The sequence below is a fragment of the Pedobacter sp. MR2016-19 genome (genome assembly GCF_014947265.1).
In the GTDB taxonomy this organism is placed as follows: Bacteria; Bacteroidota; Bacteroidia; order Sphingobacteriales; family Sphingobacteriaceae; genus Pedobacter.
The window spans coordinates 67,272-92,068 of record NZ_JADCNK010000021.1; the positions used below are offsets into that span (position 1 = coordinate 67,272).

A 24,797-nucleotide genomic window follows, 5' to 3' on the forward strand; every position below is an offset into this window, starting at 1 on the left:
TTAATTACTGATGGTTATGGTTTTTGTGTTTTTATAATCGCCCATATCTGAGGTAATTACCTCGTCGCCGGCCTTTAATCCGCTTAAAATTTCTACATAATCGAAATTGCTTAAACCGGTTTTAACGGTTCTACGTTCAGCAATTCCATTTTTAAGTACAAAAACTTCTTGCAGGTTGGAACCATTAAATGCCGGACCATTGGCAATCCTTAATACGCCGTTTCTGGTGGCGGTAACCAGAAAAACATCAACTTTTTGGTTTGGACGAAGTTCTTTACTGTCTTTTTGGTTCAATTGAATATCGAATGAAACAATGGCGTTGCTTACTGAAGGAGAGATGTTTACAATGGAGCCACGTAACTGTGTATTGCCGATGCGGATAATGGCAGCCATATTGTTGTGGATTTTATCCAGCAGGTTATCTGACATGCTTCCGGCAACTTTAAAACCGCTTAAATCGGCAATTTTAACTAAAGCATCACCCTCATGTACACTCAAACCTATATTTTTGTTTACCCAGGTAATTACGCCGGGCCTTGTTGCAATTACATCAGCCAGATCGAGTTTTCGTTTTAGCGCATCAAGATCATTCCGCTGGATGGCCAAAGCAATTTCAGCTTCCCTGATTTCAATTTTCATGGTCTGCTGTTTGCTCCTGATCTCATTTTCCAGTTGAAGTTTTTCCAGTTCAGCAACTTTGAGGTCCAGTTCTGCACGTTCTACATCTTCCTTTGTTCCGCCGCCGGCTTTTAATAATCTTTTAGCTGAAGAAACCGCATCTTTAAGATTACTGATGCGTAATTGTTTAATGCTGTTATTGGATTTGATATCGAAAAAACTCTTCTCCAGATCTAATTTCAGCTTACGGATCTCATTTTCTTTTGATTCCATTTGAAACTGAAGTTTTCCATAATCTGTTTGGCTAACCGATTTATCAAGCAATAAAATCGATTGACCTTTATTTACTTTGTTACCGGCATCCATTAATACATTTTTAATTGATGCGTTTATCGGACTTGTTAAAACCTCTTCGAATTCAGGTAGTACCTCGCCAGTAGCGTTAATGGTATTTTCGATTATTCCGGTCTCTACCCTGGCTGTAGTAATATCAGCATCGGTTAATGATGGCTTAAAATAAAACCGTACCAACCATAAGATAATGGCGAGAACAATGATGATGATAAAAATGATGAGGTAAGTTTTCTTTTTCCTTTTCGAAGAAACTTCTTCTTCAATGAGTTTGTCCATTCAAATAATTTACAACAGGCTTTACAATAGGGGTGCCATTGTTAAGTTGTTGTTTTATAGATGTTTAATTTTTATTTTGGATTTGAAAATGCCCGATATCGAACATCCTGTTTATTATCGGGCAAAAAAAATGAATTACTGAGTTTTAGACAGATTTGCGATAAAGGATTTAAGATCAAATATTTGTTACGGATAAAATCTTGCTGAATAACTACTTTAGTTAGATATTGGGTAACGGTTTATATTATAATAAGATCGTATTCGCTTGCTGTAGCTTGCTAAATGCCAGAAAAAATATTTTTAGAACTGAAATCAAATTAACATCATACTATGTCGAATCAAAATAACGCAGCAGATACTACCGGGGCCTTAACAGATGCGGGGATAAGCCCGGATAAGAAAACATTTTTACAGTCACTCACCGAAGATTGGTGGGCGGTGATATTGGGAACAGTGATTATTGCCACTGTACTTTATTTAACCAGCAATGGCACTGCAATCAGTTTACCTTCATTTAAATGGACAAATAGTGAAGACCTTTTGGGCAAGATATTATCAGCAGCTAACTTATTGCGGATTGTTGAAATGGGTGCTGTTTTTCTGGCTTTAGCTTCAGTAGCTATAGGTTTATCAGGGGGTAATGTTGTACGGTTTGCTGGTGGTTTTGCGCTTATCTATTTGTTAGCCATTATTTCCTTTATTATCGGAGGCAATAAAAGTATATCCTATTTTGGATTAGAATATGTGGTATTTGCACTGCTTATAGGTATCGCGTTAGGTAACTTAATCAGGTTGCCATCCTGGCTAAAAGAAGCGGTGCGCTCTGAGTTTTATATTAAAACAGGTTTAGTCATATTGGGAACTACTATTTTGTCGGCCGATTTGATTAAAGCGGGTTTACCTGGTATCATACAGGCGGTTATTGTTGTTACCGTAGTTTGGTTTTTTTCGATGTGGTTGAGCCGCAAGTTAAAAGTTGATGATGAATTTGGTGTGATATTAGCGTCAGCAGTATCTATATGTGGGGTTTCTGCAGCAATTGTAGCGGCAGGCGCTATTAATGGCGATAAACGTAAATTATCTTATGTAACCACTTTAGTATTGATTATGGCTATACCGATGATGATCATTTTGCCCTGGGCGGTAAAGTATTTTCATATACCTGAAGTAATTGGAGGAGCATGGCTGGGCGGTACTTTAGATACCACGGCAACCGTAACTGCTGCAGGCGATTTGGTTGGGCCAATAGCTGTTAAAGCAGGTGTTATTGCCAAGTTTTCGCAAAATGTTTTTATTGGTGTTGCTGCATTTTTTATCGCAATATGGTGGGCCTATAAAAAACCTAAGGGGGAAGATGGTGTAATCCTTAAAGCAGAGCGCCCGGGATTGAAAATTGTATGGGAACGATTTCCGAAATTTGTATTGGGTTTCGTTGCAGCATCTTTAGTATTTTCTTTTCTTTTATCTCCTGCAACGGCAAAAAGTGTTGGGCCAACCTTAAATGGTTTACGTACCGTGTGGTTTGCAATCGCATTTATTTCGATCGGTATGGAAGCTAAGTTTTCATCATTGGTAAAACTTCAGGAAGGAAAACCCGCATTTACTTTTGTTACTGCGCAAATATTCAATATATTCTGGACACTTTTATGGTCGTATATTTTATTTGGCGGGTATTTATTACCTGTTCCTGATTTTAAGTAGAATGGGAATCGGGTTTAACGAAGTCGAGAAATTTTTAAACTTTTCATGAAAATTAAAGTATCATCATTTTTCCACTACGATCGAAATGATGATACTTCAAAACCAATATTTTATTATAGACAGAATTGTCATTCCCGCGCATGGCTTTCGTGTGGACACATCTCTTTTAGTTTACATTTGTTTTTAGCGTCGTTGCCTAGGTCGATCGTCATGCTGATCCGATAGCTATCGGATTTATTTCAGCATCTTTCATGCTAATAGCAAGCTTTGACATCTTAAAAACTATAATTTGGAAATAAATGTTATTTTTTTTCCGCTCTATGCCGCGGTGGCATGGTACTTTGGAGCGCCAAAGTACCCAAAGCGCTTTGTCAATCCAGCAATGGCCCCTTTACACAATCTCACGCACATCAAAAAAACAGCGGCACTTTGTTTTGTGTTCAATGCTATTTTGAGCTTTAATTCAATGATTACGAACACAAAACTACTGCGTTTCAGGTTTGTTTGTGCCAATTGTAATGAACTACTCCTGTTTTTTTGATTCTCCTGGGCCTTGGGATTGACGGCGTTCTTCGGTAAAACCTGTAAATTTATTAAAGCAAGCTAGCAAAACGTATAAAAAATCCAAACCAAAAGATGTGTCCACACGATAGGCGCAGGCGGGAATCTTAAAGCGCTTGAATTACGATTATCCATAAGTTGTCCTTTTTATTCAGAGGTATTCATGAGCACTCCGTGATTCCCAATCAAGTTGGGAATCACGATTCCTCGCAGCCCACCAAAAAAAAGCGACATTTCTGTCGCTTTTTTTACTCTTTTTGTTTTGTTATTTTGCCAATGCAACAGTTTGCAATGCATTTGTATCCGGGCTACTCATTTCTGTGGTTAGTGCAGCAAATCGATCCAGATTCAATTTTGGTGTTTTACCCATTACCAAAGTATGTTTTTCAGTAGCTCCGCTCAATTTTAGATCGGCGTTGTTTTCGATTATGGTATATAAACTTTCTGTATCAGAATTGACATCGGCAACCGCATTTCCTTTTAAAAATACCTGAAGATATTTAACAGCTAATTTGCCCTGTGTTTTTACCACAGCGTTATCTGATGCATTTATCCTGTAGATATCATTAACATAAAGGGTTATTTTCGCTACTTCTTTATCTTCTGAACTGATTTTTAATGCATATCCATCTTGTATTACTTTTACTTTGCCTGTATTGTCATCATTGTAGCTAATACCTTCTTTTTCTCGTTGAATTAAGGTAACTTCTACATTTCCACTTACGATAACCTGGTTAACGTTTTTAGGTGCAGAAACTTTAGTTGATTGTCTCTCATCAGCCATTGCGCTTGTAGAGAAAATAGCAGAACTTAAAACGATAGCTGCTAATAAAGATTTTGTTAAGGTTTTGATTGAGGATTTCATAATGCTGTTGTTTATATTTTTATTAATATTTTGTGTTTGTTTTGTAGATAAGACGCCACTATGGGCGAAACGTTGCAGCTGAAATACCGCTATTATACCAACACAGCTAAATTGTCGACGAACTGGATTTAAAAACTGCCCAATCGAAATTATTTTGTATTCGATCGCTGTGGACTTCTGCTTATTTTGTTTTCCTTCCAATCTGTGATTTTCCTGATACAAAACCTAATGGGCAGATTTTATATTATCTTTAAACAAGAATCTCCGGTGCTTATCGCTAAGCTATTCGTTTAATCGGGTGAGGGGAGAACCTTGAGAATCCATTTTTTTTAACCAAATCATTTGAATATGAGAATTACAAAATTTAGCTACCTTGCTTTTTTGATTTGCCTGATTTATATCGGTTTTTGTGGTTTTAGTTCTGATAAACAGGTATATCCGCGTTTAGGTATTGTATCTGGTTTAACACAGGATAGTTTAGCTTATGCTTCTGGGTTTAAGATGATCGGTGAATCGGTTCCGAAGATACTTTCACCTGCATTAACCGATGATCAGTTTAATGCCAATTTGAAAAAGATTAAAGCGGCAAAATGTAAAGTATTAAGCTGTAACCTTTTTTACCCGGCAAGTTTAAAAATAGCCGGACCTGAGGTAGATGAGGCTAAGGTTTTAGCTTATACCGAAACTGTTCTTTCGAGAGCCGGGAAGGCAGGAGTTAAGTTTATCGTTTTGGGCAGCTCGGGTGCGAGAAGCATTCCAGCAGATTATAATATCGTTAAGGCAAAATCTGATTTCGTTATTTTGGCTGGAAAGCTAGCGCGAATTGCCGGAAAATATAAGGTTACCATTTTGTTAGAAAACCTTGAGACTACCGAAACTAACTTTATCACCTCGTTAAAGTTGGCAGCAGAAATTGTAAGGGAAGTTAATCACCCTAATTTCAGACTTAATGCCGATATATTCCATATGATGCGTGAAGGAGAATCTCCTGATGAAATTATTGAGGCAGGTGCCTTGATTGGATTTTCGGAGGTTGCCGAAAAACAAAGCAGGACATTGCCTGGTGTTATGGGCGACGATTTTAAACCTTATTTAAGAGCTTTGCACAAAATAAATTATAAAGGGTTCATTTTTATTGAGGGGAGCATCAAAAATCCGGCTACAGAAATGCCACTTGCTTTTAAATATCTGTCTGCTCAGATTGCAGAAGTATATTCAGAAAAGAAAACGGATTGATTATTATTCTTTCCTAATTGCAATATGGAATGTAAATGCGGTTATTTAGATAATAAAACTAACGATTGGGTATTTGTTTTATCAGTATGATCAATATTTGGTAAACGCATTTTTGCAATGTTGGTTTCCACAGTTAAAGATGGGTTTTCTTTTTTAGCAAGTGTAGCGATGTCTCGCACGGTGCTTGATAACATTTTAAGCGTAAGCATAAATTTGCGTTCGATATTCCTGATTTTTTGAAGATCTGCATTTGGATTAAAGCGTTCGGCATTTGAACACTCACACAGGTTAAATTGGATACTATCTAAAACAACCAGTTTGTCTGTAATTTGGTTCAATACTTTATCCGAAAGATTTAACCCCTGAATAGCTATTACCTTGTTGTTTTTTACATAATAATCTAAGCCATTAAAACTAATCAGGGTTAAGTTTTTTCTGTTTATGATGTATTCTTCCTTTGGTAAGTTGTTGTTTGAAAAATTTTTATTGTATGAATTGTGCTGATCAGCCAGTCGCTTAATGATCGCATTTCCGTCCAATTTCTCTATGTTCTCGAAAATGTTAGCTAGTTCAGCTGGCTTATTTTGGGCAAGAGCACGAATTGATAAGCATGAAAATGAGGTGATTAAAGAAAATATTAGAGCGGTTGATTTGATAGTTTTCATGCCGCAAAAATAAGTTTTTAATTGTATTGAACGAAATTTTGTAGGTTTAATATTACGATTTTATAGCGTTTTTTTAATTTTTTTGATGACAAAAATCAACTTTTTGGCAATTAAGTTATTTGTTACTTAATGATCATAAAGTGAAGGTATGGCTTTGATATATAAAATCTATGGAGCAGGACCAGTATTTTAAGCCTATTATTTCAGCGTAATTTAATTGTTAAAAGGAAATAATTTGTTCAGCTTTTTTACCCTTAGCTTCTGTTGTTAATGCATCTAAGGAAATACTGATGTTTAAAGTGTAGAAACCTTCCTCGTCAATTCCTGCGGTCATTTCTGCATTTTGATGGTAGGTATATTTAAGTCGGTTACTGATATTATCCATTCCCGAACCAAAGCCTACCTTGCTTTTTATTGCTCTTGGTAAATTACGGCTCTCAATATGCAATTTGCCATCAAAAGTGTAAACATCTATAGTGGCCTTATTTTCTACATCATTAAGGTTTCCATGTTTAAACATATTTTCTAAAATAGTAAGCAAAACAAGTGGAATTAATTTAATTTCATCAAGGTCAGGTCCGCTGGCAAACTCGATATAAATTGCACCTTGAGTAATTCGGTGCAGGCCGATCAGGTTTTCACATTGCGAAATTTCATCACTTAAACGAACATAACCTTCATTGTGTTGCGTGTTCGCTGCAAAGCGCATCATGTCGGAAAGGTAAAGCATTACTTTGGCATCTTCCGGAGCGTAAGCACTTAGTTTTTGGTGCACAAACTCAAATGTATTGAAAAGCAGATGGGGATTGATCTGTGCTTTCATGAAAGCATTCTTAGACATGGCCAGTTCTTTATCCATCTTTTCCTTCTCAATAAGCATTTGAAAACGCTGTTTTTCGATACGGGATTTTTCTGTCTTTTCACTGATAAACTGCTTTAGAAAATAGTAACCCGTAGAAAAAAGCAGGAAAAAAGAAGATCTCCATAATAAAGTGAGTAAACGTGTTTCTGCCGGCGGTGCTGCATTGGGGATGTAGTCGGTGTATTTTCTTAAAAAGACATCAAGGTAAAAGACAAAACCAACATATAAAGCAAGTTCGAAAATAACAAACAAAGGAATTTTATATATCGCCCGCCTTGGGAAAATGGTCGCTTTTTCGAGTAGCCAGACATGTAAATAAAACAGGCAGATGTTTACGATATAATGGATTACATAATTCCCGAATTTGCCAAAAATCCCTGTTGCCAATCCAATAATGACAGATTCCCAAAAGATAAAAGAAGCCCAGGCTATTAAATGCACGCGATACTGATAAACCCAATTATAGATCGTATTGGAACTCCGGTTTAACCTATCCATAAAGAGATTTTTACCATTCATGTAACAACTAAAATTATAGGGGACTGTTGCCGCTAGTTTTCGAAAAAAAAATGATTATGAAAACTAAAAAACTTAACAAACGGACCCTGTTTGTATTCAAAAAAAATTATACTACAGGCATGCAGGCTGGAACAATCCATTCAGATCCAACAACATCTTCACTTACCACTACGGTTAGCTCTGGCATCCTTTTCAATTAAAAATATATCAGTAGCCGTTATTTTTTACGGCTACTGATGATTAACCTTTCAGAAATAAAACTTTTAAATTCATTATAATAAATATCCCCAACGGTAAAGCTAATGTTGTTGTTCATGGTAATCCGATTGCCATCAATATACAAGATCTTATCAATGGCTACGATATAACCACGGTGTAATTGAATAAAACCGTTTTTGATGCTAAGCTGTTCCCGAACATCTTTTAAGCTTAAGTAAGCAATAATTATTTTTCCTAGGGTATGTAATTTAATATAATTATGAAAACTTTCAAAGGCAATAATATCTTCATATTTAACCATTACCGCACGGTGCTCTTCTTCCTTGTTTTTAACCAGAAAATAATCTTCGTTGGCACCGCCAGTCATTTCATGCCCGAAAAGCCGGGTAATTGTGGTGGCAAATTTAGCATAGCTATATGGCTTAAGCAAATAAGCGTCTCCTGCAGCTTCAAAAGCATCAAAAGCATACTCTTGATGTGAAGTAGTGAAGATGAGTTTTCTGGTTCTGAAGCGGATGGCTTTGGCCAGTTCCAACCCTGAAATTTGTGGCATTTCCACGTCCATAAAAATTATATCAACCATTTCTGAGGTGGCCAGCTCCCTTAAGGCAGTAATTGGGTCAGTATATTGCTGCACAAGCCGCATGTTTGGAGTATCCTCTATATATTTCTGTAGTCCTACTAAGGAACTGTACTGGTCATCTATGGCTATGCAGTTAATCATCTTCAAAAAATCTGGTTCTCTTATAACGAAATTACGCCTTTTTGTAACGAAAAGAATACTATATGTACGCTTTAATTTTAAATTTTCCCCATATTAACTAATTTAATGCATAATTTATCAATTAAGTTTACCAGATGCAGGCAATAGCTCAAATCCATAAAATATGCTGGCATACTGATAAAAATATACTCCACCTTTAATGGATTTACTAATCTATTATAAGTTTGAAATTTATTCAAGTTAAGAGCGCAGGCTCTTCCTCTTTGTTACAGAATATACATATTCCTACACCTGCGTAGTTGTAGCTGTTTAATTAAGCCTTTTCATTTTTGGTGTCACTACATTGCAACATGCGGTACTGATTATGTTGGCTAAACGTCATATATATTCATTTAAACCGAGACTTGGTTTTATTAAAGATATTTTTGCAATACAGATTTTATCCCTTTAATTTATGGCTGATCACTTATTGAAAAATGTACTTTATTCCGTTCTCGATCTTGCAACTGTTTTAGATGGTTTTACTGCTGCAGATACCTTTAAAACCAGTCTCAATTTAGCTAAACAATCTGAAACTTTAGGATATACACGTTACTGGTTTGCCGAACACCATAATATGGCTGGTGTAGCCAGTTCGGCAACGGCAGTACTTATTGGTTATATTGCCGGTAATACCAATAGTATACGCGTAGGTTCCGGAGGCATTATGCTGCCCAATCACGCACCCTTAATTGTAGCAGAACAATTTGGTACATTGGCCTCACTTTATCCTAATCGGATCGATCTGGGTTTGGGCAGGGCACCAGGAACCGATCAGGTAACGGCAATGGCCATCCGCGGCGAAAACTTTAATGCTGCTCATAGCTTTCCCAGAGATATAGAAAAACTGCAACAGTATTTCTCCGCCAGTAATAACCGGGCAAGTGTAAGGGCTATGCCAGGAGAAGGCCTGGATATTCCAATCTGGATTTTAGGTTCGAGTACTGATAGCGCTCGCTTAGCTGCAGAAAAAGGACTTCCTTATGCTTTTGCCAGTCATTTTGCCCCAACCTATTTCGAACAGGCGATATCCATTTATAGAAATAATTTTAAACCATCGGCATTTTTACAGGAACCCTATGTAATTGCCTGTGTGAATGTAGTAGCTGCAGATACTGATGAAGAAGCAGAACGTTTATCAAGCTCTGTAAAACGGATGTTTTTAGGTGTGATAACAGGCAAAAGAGAATTACTAAAGCCTGCTGTTGATGATATTAATGTATATTGGGATCAGTTGGGAAAAGAAGCAGTAGAGCAGATGTTGTATTATTCTTTTATTGGCAGCGCTAATACCATTAAAGAAAATTTAGAAGCATTTGTTACCAAATATGGTATAAACGAGATCATGAGCACGTCGCATATTTATGACCATCAGGCAAAATTGTATTCGAATAAAATTTTTGCCGGGTTGTTTGAGTAGTTGCGAGTGATATCAATCGCATCATGCTCCCGCAGATATCGCTGAGTACGCAGAACCTATTGCTTTTTGACATTAAGGAGTTAATGAAATTAAGACTTTATTGTTAAATCAATCGCATCATGTTCCTGCCGATATCGCTGATTACGCAGAACTTATTTCATTTTGACCATTAGGTAGTGAATGACATTAAGACTCTGTTATAAATATCTGCGTCAATCTTCTTAAATCTGCGGGAAACTAGTCGCCTGACGTTTCCCGCGGATACCATTGATGCACGCAGAATACCTTCCATTTTACATCTTACATTTTCCATCATCACTTACACTTTAAGATTTGTTAATAATAAGGGAATATTGAGCTGGTAGCTTTGCAGTGAAAAAAAGCACCATCCCTTGAGCGAAACTTTACTTTCATCTTTACAGTGCGGAAACCATCGGGCCATGGAAAAAATCTACCAGTTTTATTGGGAAGATATTTTTGATGCTGCGCTAAAAAAAACGGGTGATGAAGCCCTTGCACAGGATATTACCCAGGAGATTTTCATTTCGCTCTGGGAAAATCATAAAACGATTAACCTGTCCGGAAGTCTCGGTGCTTATCTGCATGGTGCTGTAAAATATAAAGTGATCAATTATTTCAGGTCGGGCAGTATTAAAGAACAGCACCAAACTGCGCTTACAGTCCTGATGGATGAGCAACATACTGCCGCAGCGGATGATAAACTAATTTTAAAAGAGCTTCACCTGGAGGTAGATGCCGCCATTGCACTTTTACCCGAAAAAATGCAATTGGTATTCTCAATGAGCCGAAAACAGGAGAAATCCATCAAAGAAATAGCTGCTGAACTCGACGTTTCTGTACAGACGGTAAAAAACCAGATCTCTGCGGCGCTAAAACTTCTTAAAAAAAGTCTTTCCTATATCCTGTTAATTGCTGTATTAATCGGCTTAACATAAAGTTAATCTATAGATAACATTTTTGGTTAGTACCTCTTTGCTTTTGAACTGACATGTATTTAAATGACAGAAGAACAGGCAAAGGAACTGCTGCAGAAATATCTCGATCAGCAGGCAAGTCCGCAAGAGCAAAAAAAAGTTGAAGAGTGGTACGCCACACTTCAGGCCAAAGATGTGGTGTTACCCGCCGATCGGAAAGCAGCGATAGGGGCGCAAATGTTTGCTAACCTCCAGATCGCTATGCACGGGAAGCCAAAACCCGGCAAAGTATTCAAACTGCAATCTTTTATCAGGATTGCTGCTGCCGTATTCCTCATCACTACAATAGGAATAACCATTTGGAAACTCAATACCAAAGTGGCGTCTGAAAATCAGGTAACCGTAGTTACCGGAAGTACACAGCAGAAGCGAATTACTTTATCAGATGGTTCGGTGGTTTTGTTAGGCCCGTCAGCGAAACTCTGCTATCCTAAAACCTTTGCTTCAAACAGCCGCCATATTGTACTTAAAGAAGGGGAAGCTTTTTTTGATATTGCTCATCAGGAAAAAAGGCCGTTTACAGTACATACAAGCGCTGGAGTAGACATTAAAGTTTTAGGGACCTCTTTCAAAGTTAAAGCTTATCAGGGCAATAAACAGCTCGAGGTTGCGGTAGTTACGGGTAAAGTTGCGGTGAGCAATCAAAAAGGGAACCTGGCTACACTGGTTAAGGATGAGTTTTTAACCTATGATAAAAATGACGGTCGCGCTGCCATCCGTAAAATCAAAGCGTCTGCTTTTATCGAATTTGCTTTCGATGGTGCAAACCTCGATCAGGTGATCACTAAACTCCAATATGTTTATAGCATTAAAATTTTGCTGAACGATATCACTTTGGGCAAACTTAAAACTACCGCATCTTTCAACAGTAAGCAATCGCCCGAAGAGATTTTGGATATTATCTGCAGTCTGCATCACCTCAAGTTCAATGCATCAAAAAATCATAAAACATTTAATATATACAGATGAGATAGGATATGATATAGAAATTATCTACGGTACCGGTCAGACTGGTCGCCGCAATCTTTCTTTCTGGCCAATGGCCAGCATAATTAAAGCTTTACAAAAATAAAATCAAACAAATTAAGCAATGAAAACAACCTCCGCTAAGAGGACACCAGCTCTTTATAAGATCATGAAATACTCATGTTTAACATTTACAATCCTCTGCATTTTTTGCAGTTCTATCCTCGCTTCAGCAGGTATGGCACAAAAATTAGAGAAAACAACGGTTAGCATTACGATAAACAAAGGCCGTAAGATGACCGAGATCATCAAAGAAATTGAATCCCGTACCGGACTTAGTTTCGTCTACAATCCAGATCAGCTGCAACAAAAAAATATGTTTTTAAGTGGCGATTTTAACACAGAACCCGTAAGATCACTTTTAGACAGGCTTGGTTTGCAGGTTTTAGAAAAAGGTGGATATGTGATTTTAAACAATGCCGTGATGAATAAGCCAGACCGGACGATCACAGGGGTAGTAAAAGATACCACAGGTTTGGCACTTCCAGGTGTTTCGGTGAAGGTATTGGGCACACAAAGTGGTACTATTACCGATGGTAACGGTGCTTATCGTATTGCAGTTGGCGCTGATGCCGTGCTGTCATTCTCCATGATCGGATATCAGACCAAGGAAGCAAAAGTAGGCGAAAACCAGGTAATTAACATAGTTTTAAAAGAAGAACGTTCAACACTCGCGGATGTAGTGGTTGTGGGCTACGGCACACAGAAAAAAGAAACCTTAACCGGGGCAATCAGTATTGTGGGGATGGATAAACTTTCTTCACGTTCGTTAAACAGCGTAGGCGAGGTGCTTGCCGGAAAAACCCCAGGTGTGATTGTAACCAATGAGGGGGGCGATCCAACTTCTGCACCACGTATCAATATCCGTGGCTCAGGCGGTATTAATGGAGAAAATGTACTTTATGTAATTGATGGATCTATATTTTCAGGTACACCACAGCTTAACCCTAACGATATCGAATCAATTTCTGTGCTAAAAGATGGATCGGCAGCAATTTACGGAGCAAGGGCTTCGGGAGGTGTGGTATTGATTACGACCAAAAAAGGCAAAAACGGAAAAATGCAGATCAGTTTTGATGCCAAGGTTGGCCAACAAAGTGCCTGGAAAAAGCTAGAACCCCTAAATGCACAGCAACGTTCACAGGTAGCAGCAACAGCGGCCAAAAATGGCGGAACTACGATTTTGCCTTCCTTTGATGCCGCAAAATATCCTGACGGACAGATTACCCGCACCAATTGGATGGACGAGGTTTTTAGGGATGGATTGTTACAGGACTACAATGCCGCAATAAACGGTGGTAGCGAAAAATCGAACTATTATCTAAGTTTTAATTACCGCAATGCAGAAGGGATTGTGTTAAACACCAAAGCCAAACGTTACAACTTCAGGATCAATACAGAACATGAGGTTACCAATTGGTTAAAAGTTGGCGAAAACCTTTCTTATAGCAGTACCAATGGCAATGGCGCAAACACCAGCAGCGATTACACAGGAGCCTTGCTTTCGGCCATTTATTACCCAACAAATGGTACGCCTTATAATGCCGATGGAAGTTTTGCAGGTTTGCCAGGACCGTATGCAGGAGATTACGGGGATGTAATTAACCCTGTTGCTGAGTTGAAACGTATCGATATAAACAACCCTAAAAATGTATTGGTGATTAATCCTTATGTTAACGTTAAACTGGCTAAAGGTTTAAGCTTCAGGTCGAATTTAAGTATCACTAAAATTGATTCTACATTTAAAAGCTTTACACCCAAAAGACCAGAGGTAGGTAAACCTGTATTGAGTAACAGTTTGCGTGAAAGTAGCAACAATAGCAACGATTTCTTAGCAGAACAAGTGTTAAATTACAAAGGTAACTTTGGTAACCATCAGCTCGATCTTACCGGTGGCTATTCATTTCAAAAAACACAATACAGAAGTTTAGTTGCTTCAGGATCTGGTTTTGACGATGAATCGCCACAATACAGGTATTTAATGAATGCTACAGTAATACAGCCTTCATCTAGTGGTTATAGCGCGCAAGCACTTTCATCATTGTTTTTTAGAGCAAACTATAGCTATCGCGAAAAATATCTGGCATCGTTTATCGGTCGCCGTGATGGATCATCTTTACTACCCCAAAATAACAGGACCCGGAATTATGGTTCAGCTTCTGTTGGATGGATAATGAGCAAAGAAGATTTTCTTAAAGATGTAAGTTGGTTAAATGAATTGAAATTAAGGGCTAGCTATGGCTTTCTTGGTAATTTAGCAGCACTTACTTCTGCTGCGGTTAATCCATTACTAAGCCCAACGCAAAGTTATTTTGGGCAAACGCCAACTTTGCAAAATGGGTATGTTCAAACGGTTTTGGCCAATCCTAATATCGCATGGGCAGAATCTAAACAAACAAACTTTGGTGTTGATGTAGCCGTAATAGGCAGATTGAGTCTTACAGCAGACTATTTTGTTAAAGAAATTGATAAAATGATCCTGGTGAGAACATTACCCGGGACAGCAGGTTTAAGTACTCAGACCATTAATGCCGGTAAAGTAAAAGATAAAGGTATTGAGTTAGGATTAAGTTATAATAGCGATAAAAATGCAGCTTTTACTTACTCGGTAAATGCTACTTTAACCAAAATAAACAACAATATAGAAGAACTTATTCCTGGTATAGAAAATCAGGTTGTATCTACCAATTTCCGGAATGAAGTTGCCCCCCTTACCAATAGGGTAGGACAGCCATTATATAGTTATTTTGTATTAAAAACTGATGGTATTTTCCAAAGTCAGGCAGAAGCTGATAACTACAAAAATGCGAAGGGAACCAAGATTCAGCCGAATGCAAAAGCAGGTGATTTTAAATTCGTAGATATCAACGGCGATGGATCTATTGACAGTAAAGACCGTTATTTCGCGGGTAGCGCTTATCCCGATTTCTCATACGGATTGAGCTTTAACGCAAGTTATAAAAACTTCGATTTCAACATTTTTGCGCAAGGTGTACAGGGTAATAAATTGTTTAATGCGGTAAAACGTACTACTTATAGTGCCAGTGGGCCATCTTACAACAAACTGGTCGGTATTCTTGATGCCTGGTCGCCAGAGAATCCAGGTGGAAAAGTGCCGATTATATCAACCAGCGATGCCAACGGAAACTTTGCAGCTTCAGATTTTTATATCGAAGATGGTTCTTATCTGCGTATCCGTAACGTAACACTGGGTTACAGTTTACCAAAATCGATCGCCAATAAATTAAAAACAGGTGGTGTAAGAGTTTATGCTACGGCAAACAATCTTTTCACCGTTACCAAATACTCGGGCTTTGATCCGGAAATCGGAATGGACAACAACGGAGTGGATGTTGGGCGTTATCCGCAAGCCAGAAGCTTTATCCTTGGTTTAAGTGTAAATTTATAATCACAACAATAATGAAAAAGAATTTAAAATATATGGCATTTGCCGCCCTTGCTGTTTTCTCTTCATGCACAAAGCAGCTTGATATTACACCTGAAGGTTCTCCATCGGCACAGAACTTCTGGAAAACAAAAGAGGATGCATTGAAAGCCGAAGGTGGAATGTACGAAATCTATAATGCTGAAGATTTTTACGGTCGCGGGATGTTCTGGTTTATCAATGCCAGCGATGATATGGTTACCGGCCGCAACAAGCCGGAGGCTGATAATATTAAAAACTTTAACCGTACTTACGTAGGCGGTGGTTATACCGAAACACAGTGGAGTATGCGTTATGCCATCATCAAACGTGCCAACGATATCATTATCAATGTGCCAAAGATCAATATGGATGAAAGTTTAAAAAAACAGATCATTGGCGATGCTTATTTTAATGCCGGTTTAGTTTATTTTCAGCTGGCTGCAAATTATGGAAATGACAAAGCGGGTGTACCAATTGTTAGGCCTGAAACCGATGCATCTCAGCCTATTCCCCGCGCCAGCAATGTTAACGAGAACTACGATTATATTATTTCGCTTCTTTTAAAGGCAGCTGATAATCTTCCATTTTTTTCGGCAATGAAAACTGCTGATTATGGGAAAGCACATAAAACGGCAGCATGGGCTTACCTATCTAAGGTGTACCTGTTCAAAAAAGATTATGCCAATGCTGCTAAATATGCTGATATGGTCATCACTTCAGGTCAGCATGATTTAATCAATACGGGTTTTGCTGATGTTTTTAAAGCGTCAAACAACTGGTCTAAAGAATACATTTGGTCGGTGGTGTGTACGCCAAGCGGTGGCGGAACAGGCTGGGGCAGCAAGCTCCCTGGTGTAATGTTAACCAACAAAGCATGGGGTATTTATAATGGATGGGGATATTACCTGCCAACCAAAGAACTTTACGACTCTTACGAAGCTGGCGATCAACGCAGGGAAGCTACCATTTTGAAACCTGGCGATAAATTTATGTTCTTTGGAGCCGAGCGCAGCTTTACTAAAGATGGAGGAGCAACATCAAATTACCAGTTTAAAAAATACATGGAGCCGTTTTCTTATGCCAACCCAATTCCAACACACGTTAACCCTAACGGTGATAATGGAACTACGGATTTAAATGTGCCATTAATGCGTTATGCCGAAGTTTTGCTAATCAAAGCTGAAGCTGCAATTAACCTAAGCGGTGCAGGAGCGGGAGATACTGAACTAAATAAGATCAGGCTTCGTGCAGGTTTAGGTGCCAAAACGGGAATGACTATAAATGACCTTAAACGCGAACGCCGTAATGAGCTTGCCGGAGAATGGGCTGATCGTCACCGCGATTTGGTAAGATGGGGCGATGCGCAATCCACTTATGCTAAACCATTACACGATTTTGATGGAAGTGTAATCTGGCCGGCAAGAACTTTCAACCCACAGGTACACGATGTTTGGGCAGTGCCACAAAGAGAAATCGATAACAGTGCAGGTGTAATTAAACAAAATCCAGGATGGTAAAAAAAATAGGGATAAACTTTGCAGTGCTGGCCTTTGTGCTGGGGCTGCAAAGTGCATCTGCCCAGGTAAAGCTGAGCGCAAACCGTGGACACAGCCATAACGATTATAAGCAGGAAATCCCTCTTCTAACGGCATATTATTCCGAAATGGGATCTATTGAGGCGGATGTATTTTTAAAAGAGGGACAATTATATGTAGCACATGAAGCTTCAGAAATTAAGCCGGGTTTTACACTTAAAAAAATATACCTCGATCCGCTGGCTCAGTTTTTTAAAGCAAAAGGAAATCATCCTTATACCAACGCGGCCTTAAAACTGCAATTGGTGGTTGATGTAAAAGAAGATTACAAGCATGTGCTCCCCGTATTACTAAAAGAGCTCGAAGGTTATGCTGAGGTATTTGATGCAAAAAAGAATGCCAATGCCATTAGGGTAGTGGTTAGTGGCGATATGCCTGCGCCAGCCGATTTTAAAAATTATGATGAGAAATTATTTTTCGATGGCAGGCCGACTACCACTTATACCGATGCACAATTGGCAAGGGTAGCGATGATCAGCGATGATTTGAAAAATCAGACCGTATGGAATGGAAAGGGTAATCCTACCAAAACCGATGAAGCAAAGATGAGAGGCACAATAGAGCAGGCACATCGTAAAGGCAAACCTTTCCGCTTTTGGGCCTCGCAGGATAGTCCGAACACCTGGATTGTGCTCGAAAGGTTTGGTGCAGATTGGATTAATACTGATCAACCGACGAAACTGAAAGATTTTTATCTTCATCAGGATAAATTGAGTTATACCAATCCAAAACCATATACGACCTATACACCGACTTATAAAACCGACGGACAAAACAAAGCACCCAAACATGTCATTTTGTTAATTGGTGATGGGATGGGACTGGCTGCAATCCACGCTGGGTTGATTGCCAATCATGGAGATCTGAACATGGCAAAGTTCCATTACATTGGTTTTTCCGAAACCGCTGCTGCTGATGCCGGAAACACCGATTCGGCTGCGGGAGGTAGTGCCATGGCAATTGGTTATAAAACCAATAACCGTTACATTGGCATGGGACCTGATGATCAGAATAAAACCAATTTGGTTGATACCCTATCTCTTTTCGGTATCAAAAGTGGTATCATCACTGCAGGTGATCTGACCGATGCCACACCAGCAGTATTTTACGCCCATCAGCTGGACCGTTCTTACAACGGTGCAATTGCGAATGATCTGTTAAGCAGCAAAGCCGAAGTTTTAGTCGGTTCTAACCGCAAAGCTTTCGAGCAGAATAAAAACAGCAGGCTTTTGGCAGATTTAAAAACTAAAGGTTTTCAGGTAACAAATAGTTTAGCTGATTTTGAAAAGCAGCATGAAGGTAAACAATTGGTTTTGCTGGACGATTCGGCTACCCGGCCCGTAATAAAAGGCCGCAGCGATATGCTTAAAAAATCTTTATCACATACCACGCAGATTTTATCGAAAAATAAACCTGGTTTCTTCATTATGACGGAAGGTGCGCAGATCGATTACGGTGGTCATACCAACGATCTGCCTTATCTCATTACCGAATTACACGATTTCGACCGTACCGTTGCTGAAGCTCTTCGCTTTGCTGATCAGGATGGTGAAACATTGGTTGTCGTAACTGCCGATCATGAAACAGGCGGATTAACACTTTTAGATGGTGCCGCCGAAAAAGGAATGGTAAGGGGCGAATTTAGCACCAACGATCATACGGGTATCATGGTTCCGGTTTTTGCCTATGGCCCGGGTTCGAAAAACTTTACTGGTGTTTATCCTAATAACCAGATTTTTCATAAAATCATCAAGGCTTATCGTTTAGCGAAAGCTAAATAAAAAAGAATAAACCAAATCCCAATAGCGGTGTCTGTATACCAGAGCACAATATCATTAACCACTGATGCACACAGATCTATATCTGTGTGCATCAGTTTAATCTGTGGTTAAATAGAATGCTTAACGTACTGACATTATTTACAATACTGCTTTTTTAATTCGTGTTAAATTAACATACAGTTGCTAATTTAACCCAACAAATAACAGATAATGGAAAGAAGATCTGCACTCAAAAATATCGGTGGCCTTTTTTTGCTGCCAACACTATCAACAGTTTCGTTACCCGCTGAAAAAAAGACCGTTTTAAGGGTTGCGCACATTACCGATGTCCATCTGAAAAACCAATTTAATGCACCAGCAAGATTTGCAAAATGTCTGCACCACTTACAGGCACAATCTCCAAAAGTAGATCTGATATTAAATGGTGGAGATATTGTTTTCGATATGAACAAAGAAAACATGGATACCATTAACGATCAATGGAAACTGGTACAGGAAACCATGAAAAACGAATGCAGCATTCCTGTAAATTACTGTTTGGGGAACCACGATATCTGGTGGAACGAAGATAGCAAAGGCGATGTTTTTTATGGAAAAAAATATGCCATGGATAAATTGCAGTTGGCTAAACCTTATTACAGTGTGGTACAAAGCAATTGGAAAATCATTGTGCTGGATAGCACCCATTTAGATATCGATAATACCTGGTACATTGGCAAACTGGGCGATGAGCAATTAGATTGGCTTAAAAATGAACTGGAAAACACCAGTAAAACGATGCCGGTGATGGTGATGTCGCACATTCCAATCCTTACTGCACTATTGATGATAGAAGATAATATTGTAAACAAATGGACCATGTTGGGCGGGGATATGCATACTGATACTGCTAAAATTATTAACCTTTTTTATCAGCATCCCAATGTTAAACTGTGTTTAAGTGGTCATTTGCATATGCGCGATAAAGTGGTATACAACAATGTGACCTATCTTTGCAATGGAGCAGTATCTGGTGCATGGTGGGAAGGCAACAGAAGAGAAACCGCACCGGGTTATGGTTTAATTGATTTGTATGAGGATGGGAGTTTTGAAGAAAAATATGTGAATTATTGATGATTGGCTTCCTGGAACCGTCATTTCGAGCGGAGTGCAACGAAGTCGAGAACCACGTAGTGCTCTGCGAACCTAAATCTATCGAGACAGATCTCTCCATTCCACTGCGTTCCAGTCGAGATGACGACTTTTTTTAGAAAGACAGCTGCATTTAAGCCCTTTGCACTCTGCCTCCTGCTTATCAATAAAAAATTGATTATTCAAGATGAAGCCTTAAAACTATTCTTGTTATTCCCTTAACATTGCCTTCATATCCAGATCCTTGCTTTGTTTAAAAAAAATAAATGAAGAAAGAATTACTCACCTTAATCGTAGCCATATCTATCGGTATGGTATCATGTAAGAAAAACCACCAAGAAACCCCTGTAGAATTTACTTATCCTGCCGTTGCAGAAGTTTCCGATCCTTCGGTGCTTTTCACAACTGCTGCCGGCGTAAAAGTATATAATGGAGGTTTTGGTTCAGCAGTTGCCGCCGACCCCAACTCGCCGGATGTTTTTTATATGCTGACCGATAGGGGGTCGAACGTTGCCGGACAGCTCGCAAACTCAATCATCATCGGAAAACCTGATTTTGATCCGCAGATCGGCAAATTCAGATTGAAAGATGGGAAATTGGTACTCGAACAAACCATCGAACTTAAAAATGCATCCGGTAATAAATTAAACGGACTTCCAAATCCTGCGGGAATGGGGGCTTCTGGTGAAACTGCTTATGACTTAAATGGACAGGTGATTGCTCCAAGTGCCGATGGAATCGACTCAGAAGGCTTGGTAAGGGCAGCCGACGGATCGTTCTGGATCAGTGATGAATACGGACCGCACATTGTACACGTCGATGCAACAGGAAAAACCATCGAACGCATTAACCCATTTGGAACGGGAACCGGCGGGCGCAAAATTCCGGCAGTATTTGCCAATAGAAGGGCGAACCGCGGCATGGAAGGTTTGGCCATTACCCCGGATGGAAAAACTTTGGTAGGCATGATGCAGTCGCCAATGTACAATCCTTCAAAAAGTGCAGTAGCCAATTCAGTTGTGTTAAGGATCTTAACTTTTGATATTGCCACAGGCGCAACCAAGCAATACGCTTACCTGATGGATAATACCACTTTAACAGGCGTGAGCGATATTGTTGCCGTTAACAGCACTACTTTCCTAACCATTGAACGTGATGGATTGTATGGCGGCGCAGCAAGCAATCCGGCAACATTTAAAAAAGTTTTCAAAATAGACCTGAGTGGAGCTACCGATATTTCTGATTCCGGCAATGGTGCAACAGGAAAACTTTATGGCGGCAAAACCGTAGAAGAACTGAACAATGCAGCAGGTTTAAGCACAGCGGGAATTACCCCGGTAAGCAAAGCTATTGTTTTAGACCTGTTGAAAGATTTACCTTCCATTTATCCACATGATAAAGCAGAAGGTTTAGCCTTACTGCCTGGCAATATCCTCGTAATTTCTAACGATGATGATTTTGGTGTGGTGGATAATGGTGCAAGTGGCTTTGCACAAAAAATATTACCTCTAACAAATTCGGTTGATAGAAACCGTTTATACTTTGTTAAAATTAAACTTTAAGCATTTAGCCATGTGTCAACTGACTCATGGCTAATTTATATCATAATAAGGTATAAGCTGAAAATAATGTATAATTAGTAAGTCTGTTAATACCGTAATTTTACCCTTTCTTTGTCTTTCTGTGTGGATTCGGGTTAAGATTGTTAAGTTTGATGCAGCCTATCTAATTTGCCTATGTATTACAGTTGTGCAATTGTTGACGATGAACAGCACGCCATTGATGTACTTCATGATTATATTGAAGACACCTGTTTTTTGAAGCTGTTTAGTATCTTTAATGATCCCATTGATGCTTTAAAAACGATTAGTGCCGGAGATAAAATCGATTTTCTTTTTTTAGACATAGACATGGATGGAATGAAGGGAACTGAATTGTCCCGGCATCTCCGCTCCAAAGCCAGATTTGTGATCTACGCATCTTCCCATCTTGAAAATGAGGTGAGAAAAATAGATTCCAGCTTTGAATGTTATCTGGGAAAACCGATCTCCATGAAACGTTTTGCAGATACCATTGATAAACTGATAAGACTTAATAATCTGCCAATAAACAATTGAAATAGTTTATGATCGAACTTACTTACCTTTTTAAACAGGAATTTTTAGACGATGTATCCTATCAATTAATCCGGGCAGGTACGAAAGATCCCTGGTTAGTATTATCCGGATGCAAAGTGCTGGGTATTATTGATGAAGTTGAAGGCACATGGACCCAAATTGTTGGTGAAGATATTCCTCCAATGGCTGTTAAAAAGATGGGCGCTTTGATTAGTATACAGCAATTTAGCTGGTTGCCAGATCTGATTAAAAAACAATGGCCAAAATACATACTTGATGTAGTTGTAGAAAATGTAGAATGTTACGAGATAATTTGCCATAAAGAGGTTTGTTTCAAACGTTTTTTACGACGCTTTACACCAGGTGTTCATGCTTTGGCGCAAAGAGAATCTGCCCTTGTTTTTAAAGTGAGGTGCTTTGGTAAATCGGATTGTTATGAGGTGGTTAAAGCGCCGGCGGTCGATCGGTACGTTTAATATTTCCAAAATATTTTAAGGTAAATACAGCTGTGTTTTCAAAATTATATTAATTCCTACTTGTTTTAAGCGCTGATATAAATGTAATATTTAAATTTGGCCCGATAAAACAACCCTCAATATGACCTTTGTAGAAAAATTGGAGGCCTTACGCCAATTAATGCTTGCTCAGCAAGTAGATGCTTATATTATTACCGCTGCAGATCCACATATAAGTGAGTATTTACCTGCACATTATAAGGCCATACCTTTTGCTTGTGGATTTACAGGGTCGGCTGGTACACTGGTCATTACTCAGGATTTTGCAGGTCTTTGGACTGATTCGCGATATTTTACACAGGCTGAAGCACAATTGAGTGATACCGGTTACGAATTGGTAAAGTTAAAAGTGCCACATACACCAGAATATATCAATTGGTTGCTCGAAATTTTGCCAAATGGTGCAAAAGTAGGTTTTAACCACGAACTCATTACGGTGGCATTAGCACTTGAGATGCAGAATAGTTTAGCCCAGCGTGAAATAGAAATAATAGATACAGATTTTGTAAGTACGATTTGGCAGGATAGGGTAGGTCTACCCGCAGAAAAGGCTTTTTTAATTGATGAAGAAGCTGCGGGGCTTAGTATTACGGCTAAAATAAACGAAGTAAGAGCGGCGTTAAAAACAAATGGAGTGGATTATCATTTTATTTCTTCGCTTGATGACATCGCATGGCTTTTTAACTTAAGGGGAAAAGATGTAGACTATAATCCTGTAACTTTATGTTTTGCTTTAATAACACCTGAAGCGGTAAAACTCTTTATCGACAAACAAAAGCTGTCGCAAACTGATATTAATATTTTAAATGGGCATAATGTAACTTTGCAATCCTATGGTGAAGTGGCAAAAGCATTAACAAATCTGCCTAAAGACGCAAAGATTTTTATCGATCCAAAACGTACCAGTTTCGGATTATTTGAATGTTTGCCAAAAAGTTCTAAAATAATTCAGGGAATTAATCCAGGTACGCATTTAAAAAGCTTAAAGAATAATACTGAAATTGATCACATACGCAGGGCGATGTTGCAAGATGGGGTTGCTTTAACCAGGTTCTTTAAATGGATGGAAGATCATTTGGGCAAAGAAAAAATTACAGAATGGTCTGCAGCAGAGAAATTGGCCACGTTTAGAGCAGAACAAACATCTTTCGTAGGTTTGAGTTTTAATACCATAGCTGGTTATAATGCAAATGGAGCATTGCCACATTATAGCGTAACAGCAGAAAGCAATCAGGAAATTTTAGGTAATGGTTTGTTTCTTGTCGATTCCGGAGGTCAGTATTGGTATGGTACAACCGATATTACCAGGGTAATGCCTATTGGTAATTGCTCCGCAACTCAGGCTGATGATTATACTTTAGTACTAAAAGGCCTGATTGAAGGTTCTAAACTAATTTTTCCCGAAGGTACCAAAGGTTATCAAATCGATTCCATCTGTAGAAAACCACTGTGGGAACACGCCATAAATTTTGGTCATGGAACAGGGCATGGTATAGGTTTTTTTCTAAATGTACACGAAGGTCCTCAGAATATTAGTCCGGCTAATGTGGATGTAGTCTTTAAACAAGGAATGGTAACCTCCATAGAACCTGGAATTTATCGTCCGGGGAAACATGGCGTGCGTATTGAAAATCTGGTTTTATGTGTACCTAAGGGAAATAGTGAATTCGGCAATTTTCTCACTTTTGAAACCTTAACCTTATGTTTTATCGATACCACGATCATTAATAAAACACTTTTAGCAACAGACCAGATTGCCTGGTTAAATCAATACAATCAAATGGTATTTGAGAAGCTTCAACCGATGTTATCTGATGAAGAAACGGAGTGGTTGAAATTAAAGTGTCAGCCTATTTAATCATTTTCTGGCAATGATCTAAAGAATGGTCGTCACTCCCGCGCATGCGGGAATCTTAACTGTATCGTCATCCGATAAATATTGGATGACGACTAATTTTTGGAATGTGCGATTGATCATCCCGATGCCATGCTAATATGCTGGGTTTCCCCTCATGTATGATAATCAGCGCTTTTTGCGTAATCTGCGGGATCACATAATGCCCCAGGGCCAAACTTCCCGTAAATACACCAATTCTTTACCGATTTTGCGCTATTTATAACTTCCATGCCCGCTTTACTTTTTAAAGTTTA

19 protein-coding genes are annotated in these 24,797 nt (G+C 38.8%); 14 read left to right on the forward strand and 5 right to left on the reverse strand.

What is annotated here, in order from left to right:
* Positions 1-1,248: an efflux RND transporter periplasmic adaptor subunit gene (locus IM793_RS20685; RefSeq protein ID WP_193424659.1), complete on the reverse strand. Its 1,248-nt coding sequence runs from the start codon at positions 1,246-1,248 to the stop codon at positions 1-3.
* Between the two features lie 330 nt (positions 1,249-1,578).
* Between IM793_RS20685 and IM793_RS20690 the strand changes: the two genes are divergently transcribed.
* The gene (locus IM793_RS20690) at positions 1,579-2,949 is read left to right on the forward strand and encodes a YeiH family protein (protein ID WP_193424661.1); all 1,371 of its coding nucleotides are present in this window, start codon (positions 1,579-1,581) and stop codon (positions 2,947-2,949) included.
* Between the two features lie 826 nt (positions 2,950-3,775).
* Here IM793_RS20690 and IM793_RS20695 read toward each other — a convergent pair.
* Positions 3,776-4,375, reverse strand: coding sequence for a GIN domain-containing protein (locus IM793_RS20695; protein WP_193424663.1), 600 nt, complete (start codon positions 4,373-4,375; stop codon positions 3,776-3,778).
* 348 nt (positions 4,376-4,723) lie between these two features.
* On the opposite strand from IM793_RS20695, the gene IM793_RS20700 reads away from it, so the two are divergent.
* Entirely contained in the window at positions 4,724-5,611 is an 888-nt protein-coding gene (locus tag IM793_RS20700; RefSeq protein WP_193424666.1) for a sugar phosphate isomerase/epimerase, read from the forward strand.
* A gap of 41 nt (positions 5,612-5,652) precedes the next feature.
* Here the strand turns inward: IM793_RS20700 and IM793_RS20705 are convergent, their stop codons facing one another.
* Both IM793_RS20705 and IM793_RS20710 read right to left on the reverse strand, forming a co-directional pair.
* Entirely contained in the window at positions 5,653-6,276 is a 624-nt protein-coding gene (locus IM793_RS20705; protein WP_193424668.1) for a hypothetical protein, read from the reverse strand.
* 220 nt (positions 6,277-6,496) lie between these two features.
* Positions 6,497-7,636: a sensor histidine kinase gene (locus tag IM793_RS20710; protein ID WP_193424669.1), complete on the reverse strand. Its 1,140-nt coding sequence runs from the start codon at positions 7,634-7,636 to the stop codon at positions 6,497-6,499.
* Positions 7,637-7,713: 77 nt separating this feature from the next.
* Here IM793_RS20710 and IM793_RS20715 point away from each other — a divergent pair, with 77 nt between their 5' ends.
* Positions 7,714-7,857, forward strand: coding sequence for a hypothetical protein (locus IM793_RS20715; protein WP_165902672.1), 144 nt, complete (start codon positions 7,714-7,716; stop codon positions 7,855-7,857).
* Between the two features lie 17 nt (positions 7,858-7,874).
* Here the strand turns inward: IM793_RS20715 and IM793_RS20720 are convergent, their stop codons facing one another.
* On the reverse strand, positions 7,875-8,600 hold the full coding sequence (locus IM793_RS20720; protein WP_193424671.1) for a LytTR family DNA-binding domain-containing protein: 726 nt from the start codon (positions 8,598-8,600) through the stop codon (positions 7,875-7,877).
* Between the two features lie 454 nt (positions 8,601-9,054).
* Between IM793_RS20720 and IM793_RS20725 the strand changes: the two genes are divergently transcribed.
* From IM793_RS20725 to IM793_RS20775, 11 genes are all read left to right on the forward strand, one after another.
* Positions 9,055-10,059 (forward strand): LLM class flavin-dependent oxidoreductase, encoded by a 1,005-nt coding sequence (locus IM793_RS20725; protein ID WP_193424673.1) that lies wholly within the window; start codon positions 9,055-9,057, stop codon positions 10,057-10,059.
* A 392-nt stretch (positions 10,060-10,451) separates the two neighbouring features.
* A complete protein-coding gene (locus IM793_RS20730; RefSeq protein ID WP_227256336.1) occupies positions 10,452-11,015 on the forward strand; it encodes an RNA polymerase sigma-70 factor in 564 nt (187 codons plus the stop codon).
* A 63-nt stretch (positions 11,016-11,078) separates the two neighbouring features.
* Complete coding sequence (locus tag IM793_RS20735) at positions 11,079-12,023, forward strand: FecR family protein (RefSeq protein WP_193424677.1); 945 nt, start codon at positions 11,079-11,081, stop codon at positions 12,021-12,023.
* 235 nt (positions 12,024-12,258) lie between these two features.
* Entirely contained in the window at positions 12,259-15,489 is a 3,231-nt protein-coding gene (locus IM793_RS20740) for a TonB-dependent receptor (protein ID WP_227256337.1), read from the forward strand.
* Between the two features lie 11 nt (positions 15,490-15,500).
* Positions 15,501-17,024, forward strand: coding sequence for a RagB/SusD family nutrient uptake outer membrane protein (locus IM793_RS20745; RefSeq protein ID WP_193424679.1), 1,524 nt, complete (start codon positions 15,501-15,503; stop codon positions 17,022-17,024).
* Positions 17,018-18,883: an alkaline phosphatase gene (locus tag IM793_RS20750; protein WP_227256338.1), complete on the forward strand. Its 1,866-nt coding sequence runs from the start codon at positions 17,018-17,020 to the stop codon at positions 18,881-18,883. Before IM793_RS20745 ends, IM793_RS20750 begins: the two co-directional genes overlap by 7 nt.
* Positions 18,884-19,093: 210 nt before the next feature.
* Positions 19,094-19,996 (forward strand): metallophosphoesterase, encoded by a 903-nt coding sequence (locus tag IM793_RS20755; RefSeq protein WP_193424681.1) that lies wholly within the window; start codon positions 19,094-19,096, stop codon positions 19,994-19,996.
* 284 nt (positions 19,997-20,280) lie between these two features.
* A complete protein-coding gene (locus IM793_RS20760; RefSeq protein WP_193424683.1) occupies positions 20,281-21,576 on the forward strand; it encodes an esterase-like activity of phytase family protein in 1,296 nt (431 codons plus the stop codon).
* Positions 21,577-21,750: 174 nt separating this feature from the next.
* Positions 21,751-22,131: a LytTR family DNA-binding domain-containing protein gene (locus IM793_RS20765; RefSeq protein WP_193424685.1), complete on the forward strand. Its 381-nt coding sequence runs from the start codon at positions 21,751-21,753 to the stop codon at positions 22,129-22,131.
* A gap of 8 nt (positions 22,132-22,139) precedes the next feature.
* Positions 22,140-22,607 carry a hypothetical protein gene (locus tag IM793_RS20770; protein ID WP_193424687.1) on the forward strand — a complete coding sequence of 156 codons (468 nt, stop codon included), beginning with the start codon at positions 22,140-22,142 and terminating at the stop codon, positions 22,605-22,607.
* 121 nt (positions 22,608-22,728) lie between these two features.
* Positions 22,729-24,504 (forward strand): aminopeptidase P family protein, encoded by a 1,776-nt coding sequence (locus IM793_RS20775; protein ID WP_193424689.1) that lies wholly within the window; start codon positions 22,729-22,731, stop codon positions 24,502-24,504.
* Positions 24,505-24,797 lie beyond the last annotated feature (293 nt).

Excerpts from the sequence above, each read along its gene's own strand:
- IM793_RS20745 (WP_193424679.1), top strand. The coding sequence starts at position 15,501 with ATGAAAAAGAATTTAAAATATATGGCATTTGCCGCCCTTGCTGTTTTC.
- IM793_RS20750 (WP_227256338.1), top strand. The coding sequence starts at position 17,018 with ATGGTAAAAAAAATAGGGATAAACTTTGCAGTGCTGGCCTTTGTGCTG.
- IM793_RS20710 (WP_193424669.1), bottom strand. The coding sequence starts at position 7,636 with ATGGATAGGTTAAACCGGAGTTCCAATACGATCTATAATTGGGTTTAT.
- IM793_RS20765 (WP_193424685.1), top strand. The coding sequence starts at position 21,751 with ATGTATTACAGTTGTGCAATTGTTGACGATGAACAGCACGCCATTGAT.
- IM793_RS20740 (WP_227256337.1), top strand. The coding sequence starts at position 12,259 with ATGGCACAAAAATTAGAGAAAACAACGGTTAGCATTACGATAAACAAA.
- IM793_RS20760 (WP_193424683.1), top strand. The coding sequence starts at position 20,281 with ATGAAGAAAGAATTACTCACCTTAATCGTAGCCATATCTATCGGTATG.
- IM793_RS20775 (WP_193424689.1), top strand. The coding sequence starts at position 22,729 with ATGACCTTTGTAGAAAAATTGGAGGCCTTACGCCAATTAATGCTTGCT.
- IM793_RS20715 (WP_165902672.1), top strand. The coding sequence starts at position 7,714 with ATGAAAACTAAAAAACTTAACAAACGGACCCTGTTTGTATTCAAAAAA.
- IM793_RS20690 (WP_193424661.1), top strand. The coding sequence starts at position 1,579 with ATGTCGAATCAAAATAACGCAGCAGATACTACCGGGGCCTTAACAGAT.
- IM793_RS20685 (WP_193424659.1), bottom strand. The coding sequence starts at position 1,248 with ATGGACAAACTCATTGAAGAAGAAGTTTCTTCGAAAAGGAAAAAGAAA.
- IM793_RS20755 (WP_193424681.1), top strand. The coding sequence starts at position 19,094 with ATGGAAAGAAGATCTGCACTCAAAAATATCGGTGGCCTTTTTTTGCTG.
- IM793_RS20770 (WP_193424687.1), top strand. The coding sequence starts at position 22,140 with ATGATCGAACTTACTTACCTTTTTAAACAGGAATTTTTAGACGATGTA.
- IM793_RS20700 (WP_193424666.1), top strand. The coding sequence starts at position 4,724 with ATGAGAATTACAAAATTTAGCTACCTTGCTTTTTTGATTTGCCTGATT.
- IM793_RS20695 (WP_193424663.1), bottom strand. The coding sequence starts at position 4,375 with ATGAAATCCTCAATCAAAACCTTAACAAAATCTTTATTAGCAGCTATC.
- IM793_RS20720 (WP_193424671.1), bottom strand. The coding sequence starts at position 8,600 with ATGATTAACTGCATAGCCATAGATGACCAGTACAGTTCCTTAGTAGGA.
- IM793_RS20725 (WP_193424673.1), top strand. The coding sequence starts at position 9,055 with ATGGCTGATCACTTATTGAAAAATGTACTTTATTCCGTTCTCGATCTT.
- IM793_RS20705 (WP_193424668.1), bottom strand. The coding sequence starts at position 6,276 with ATGAAAACTATCAAATCAACCGCTCTAATATTTTCTTTAATCACCTCA.
- IM793_RS20735 (WP_193424677.1), top strand. The coding sequence starts at position 11,079 with ATGACAGAAGAACAGGCAAAGGAACTGCTGCAGAAATATCTCGATCAG.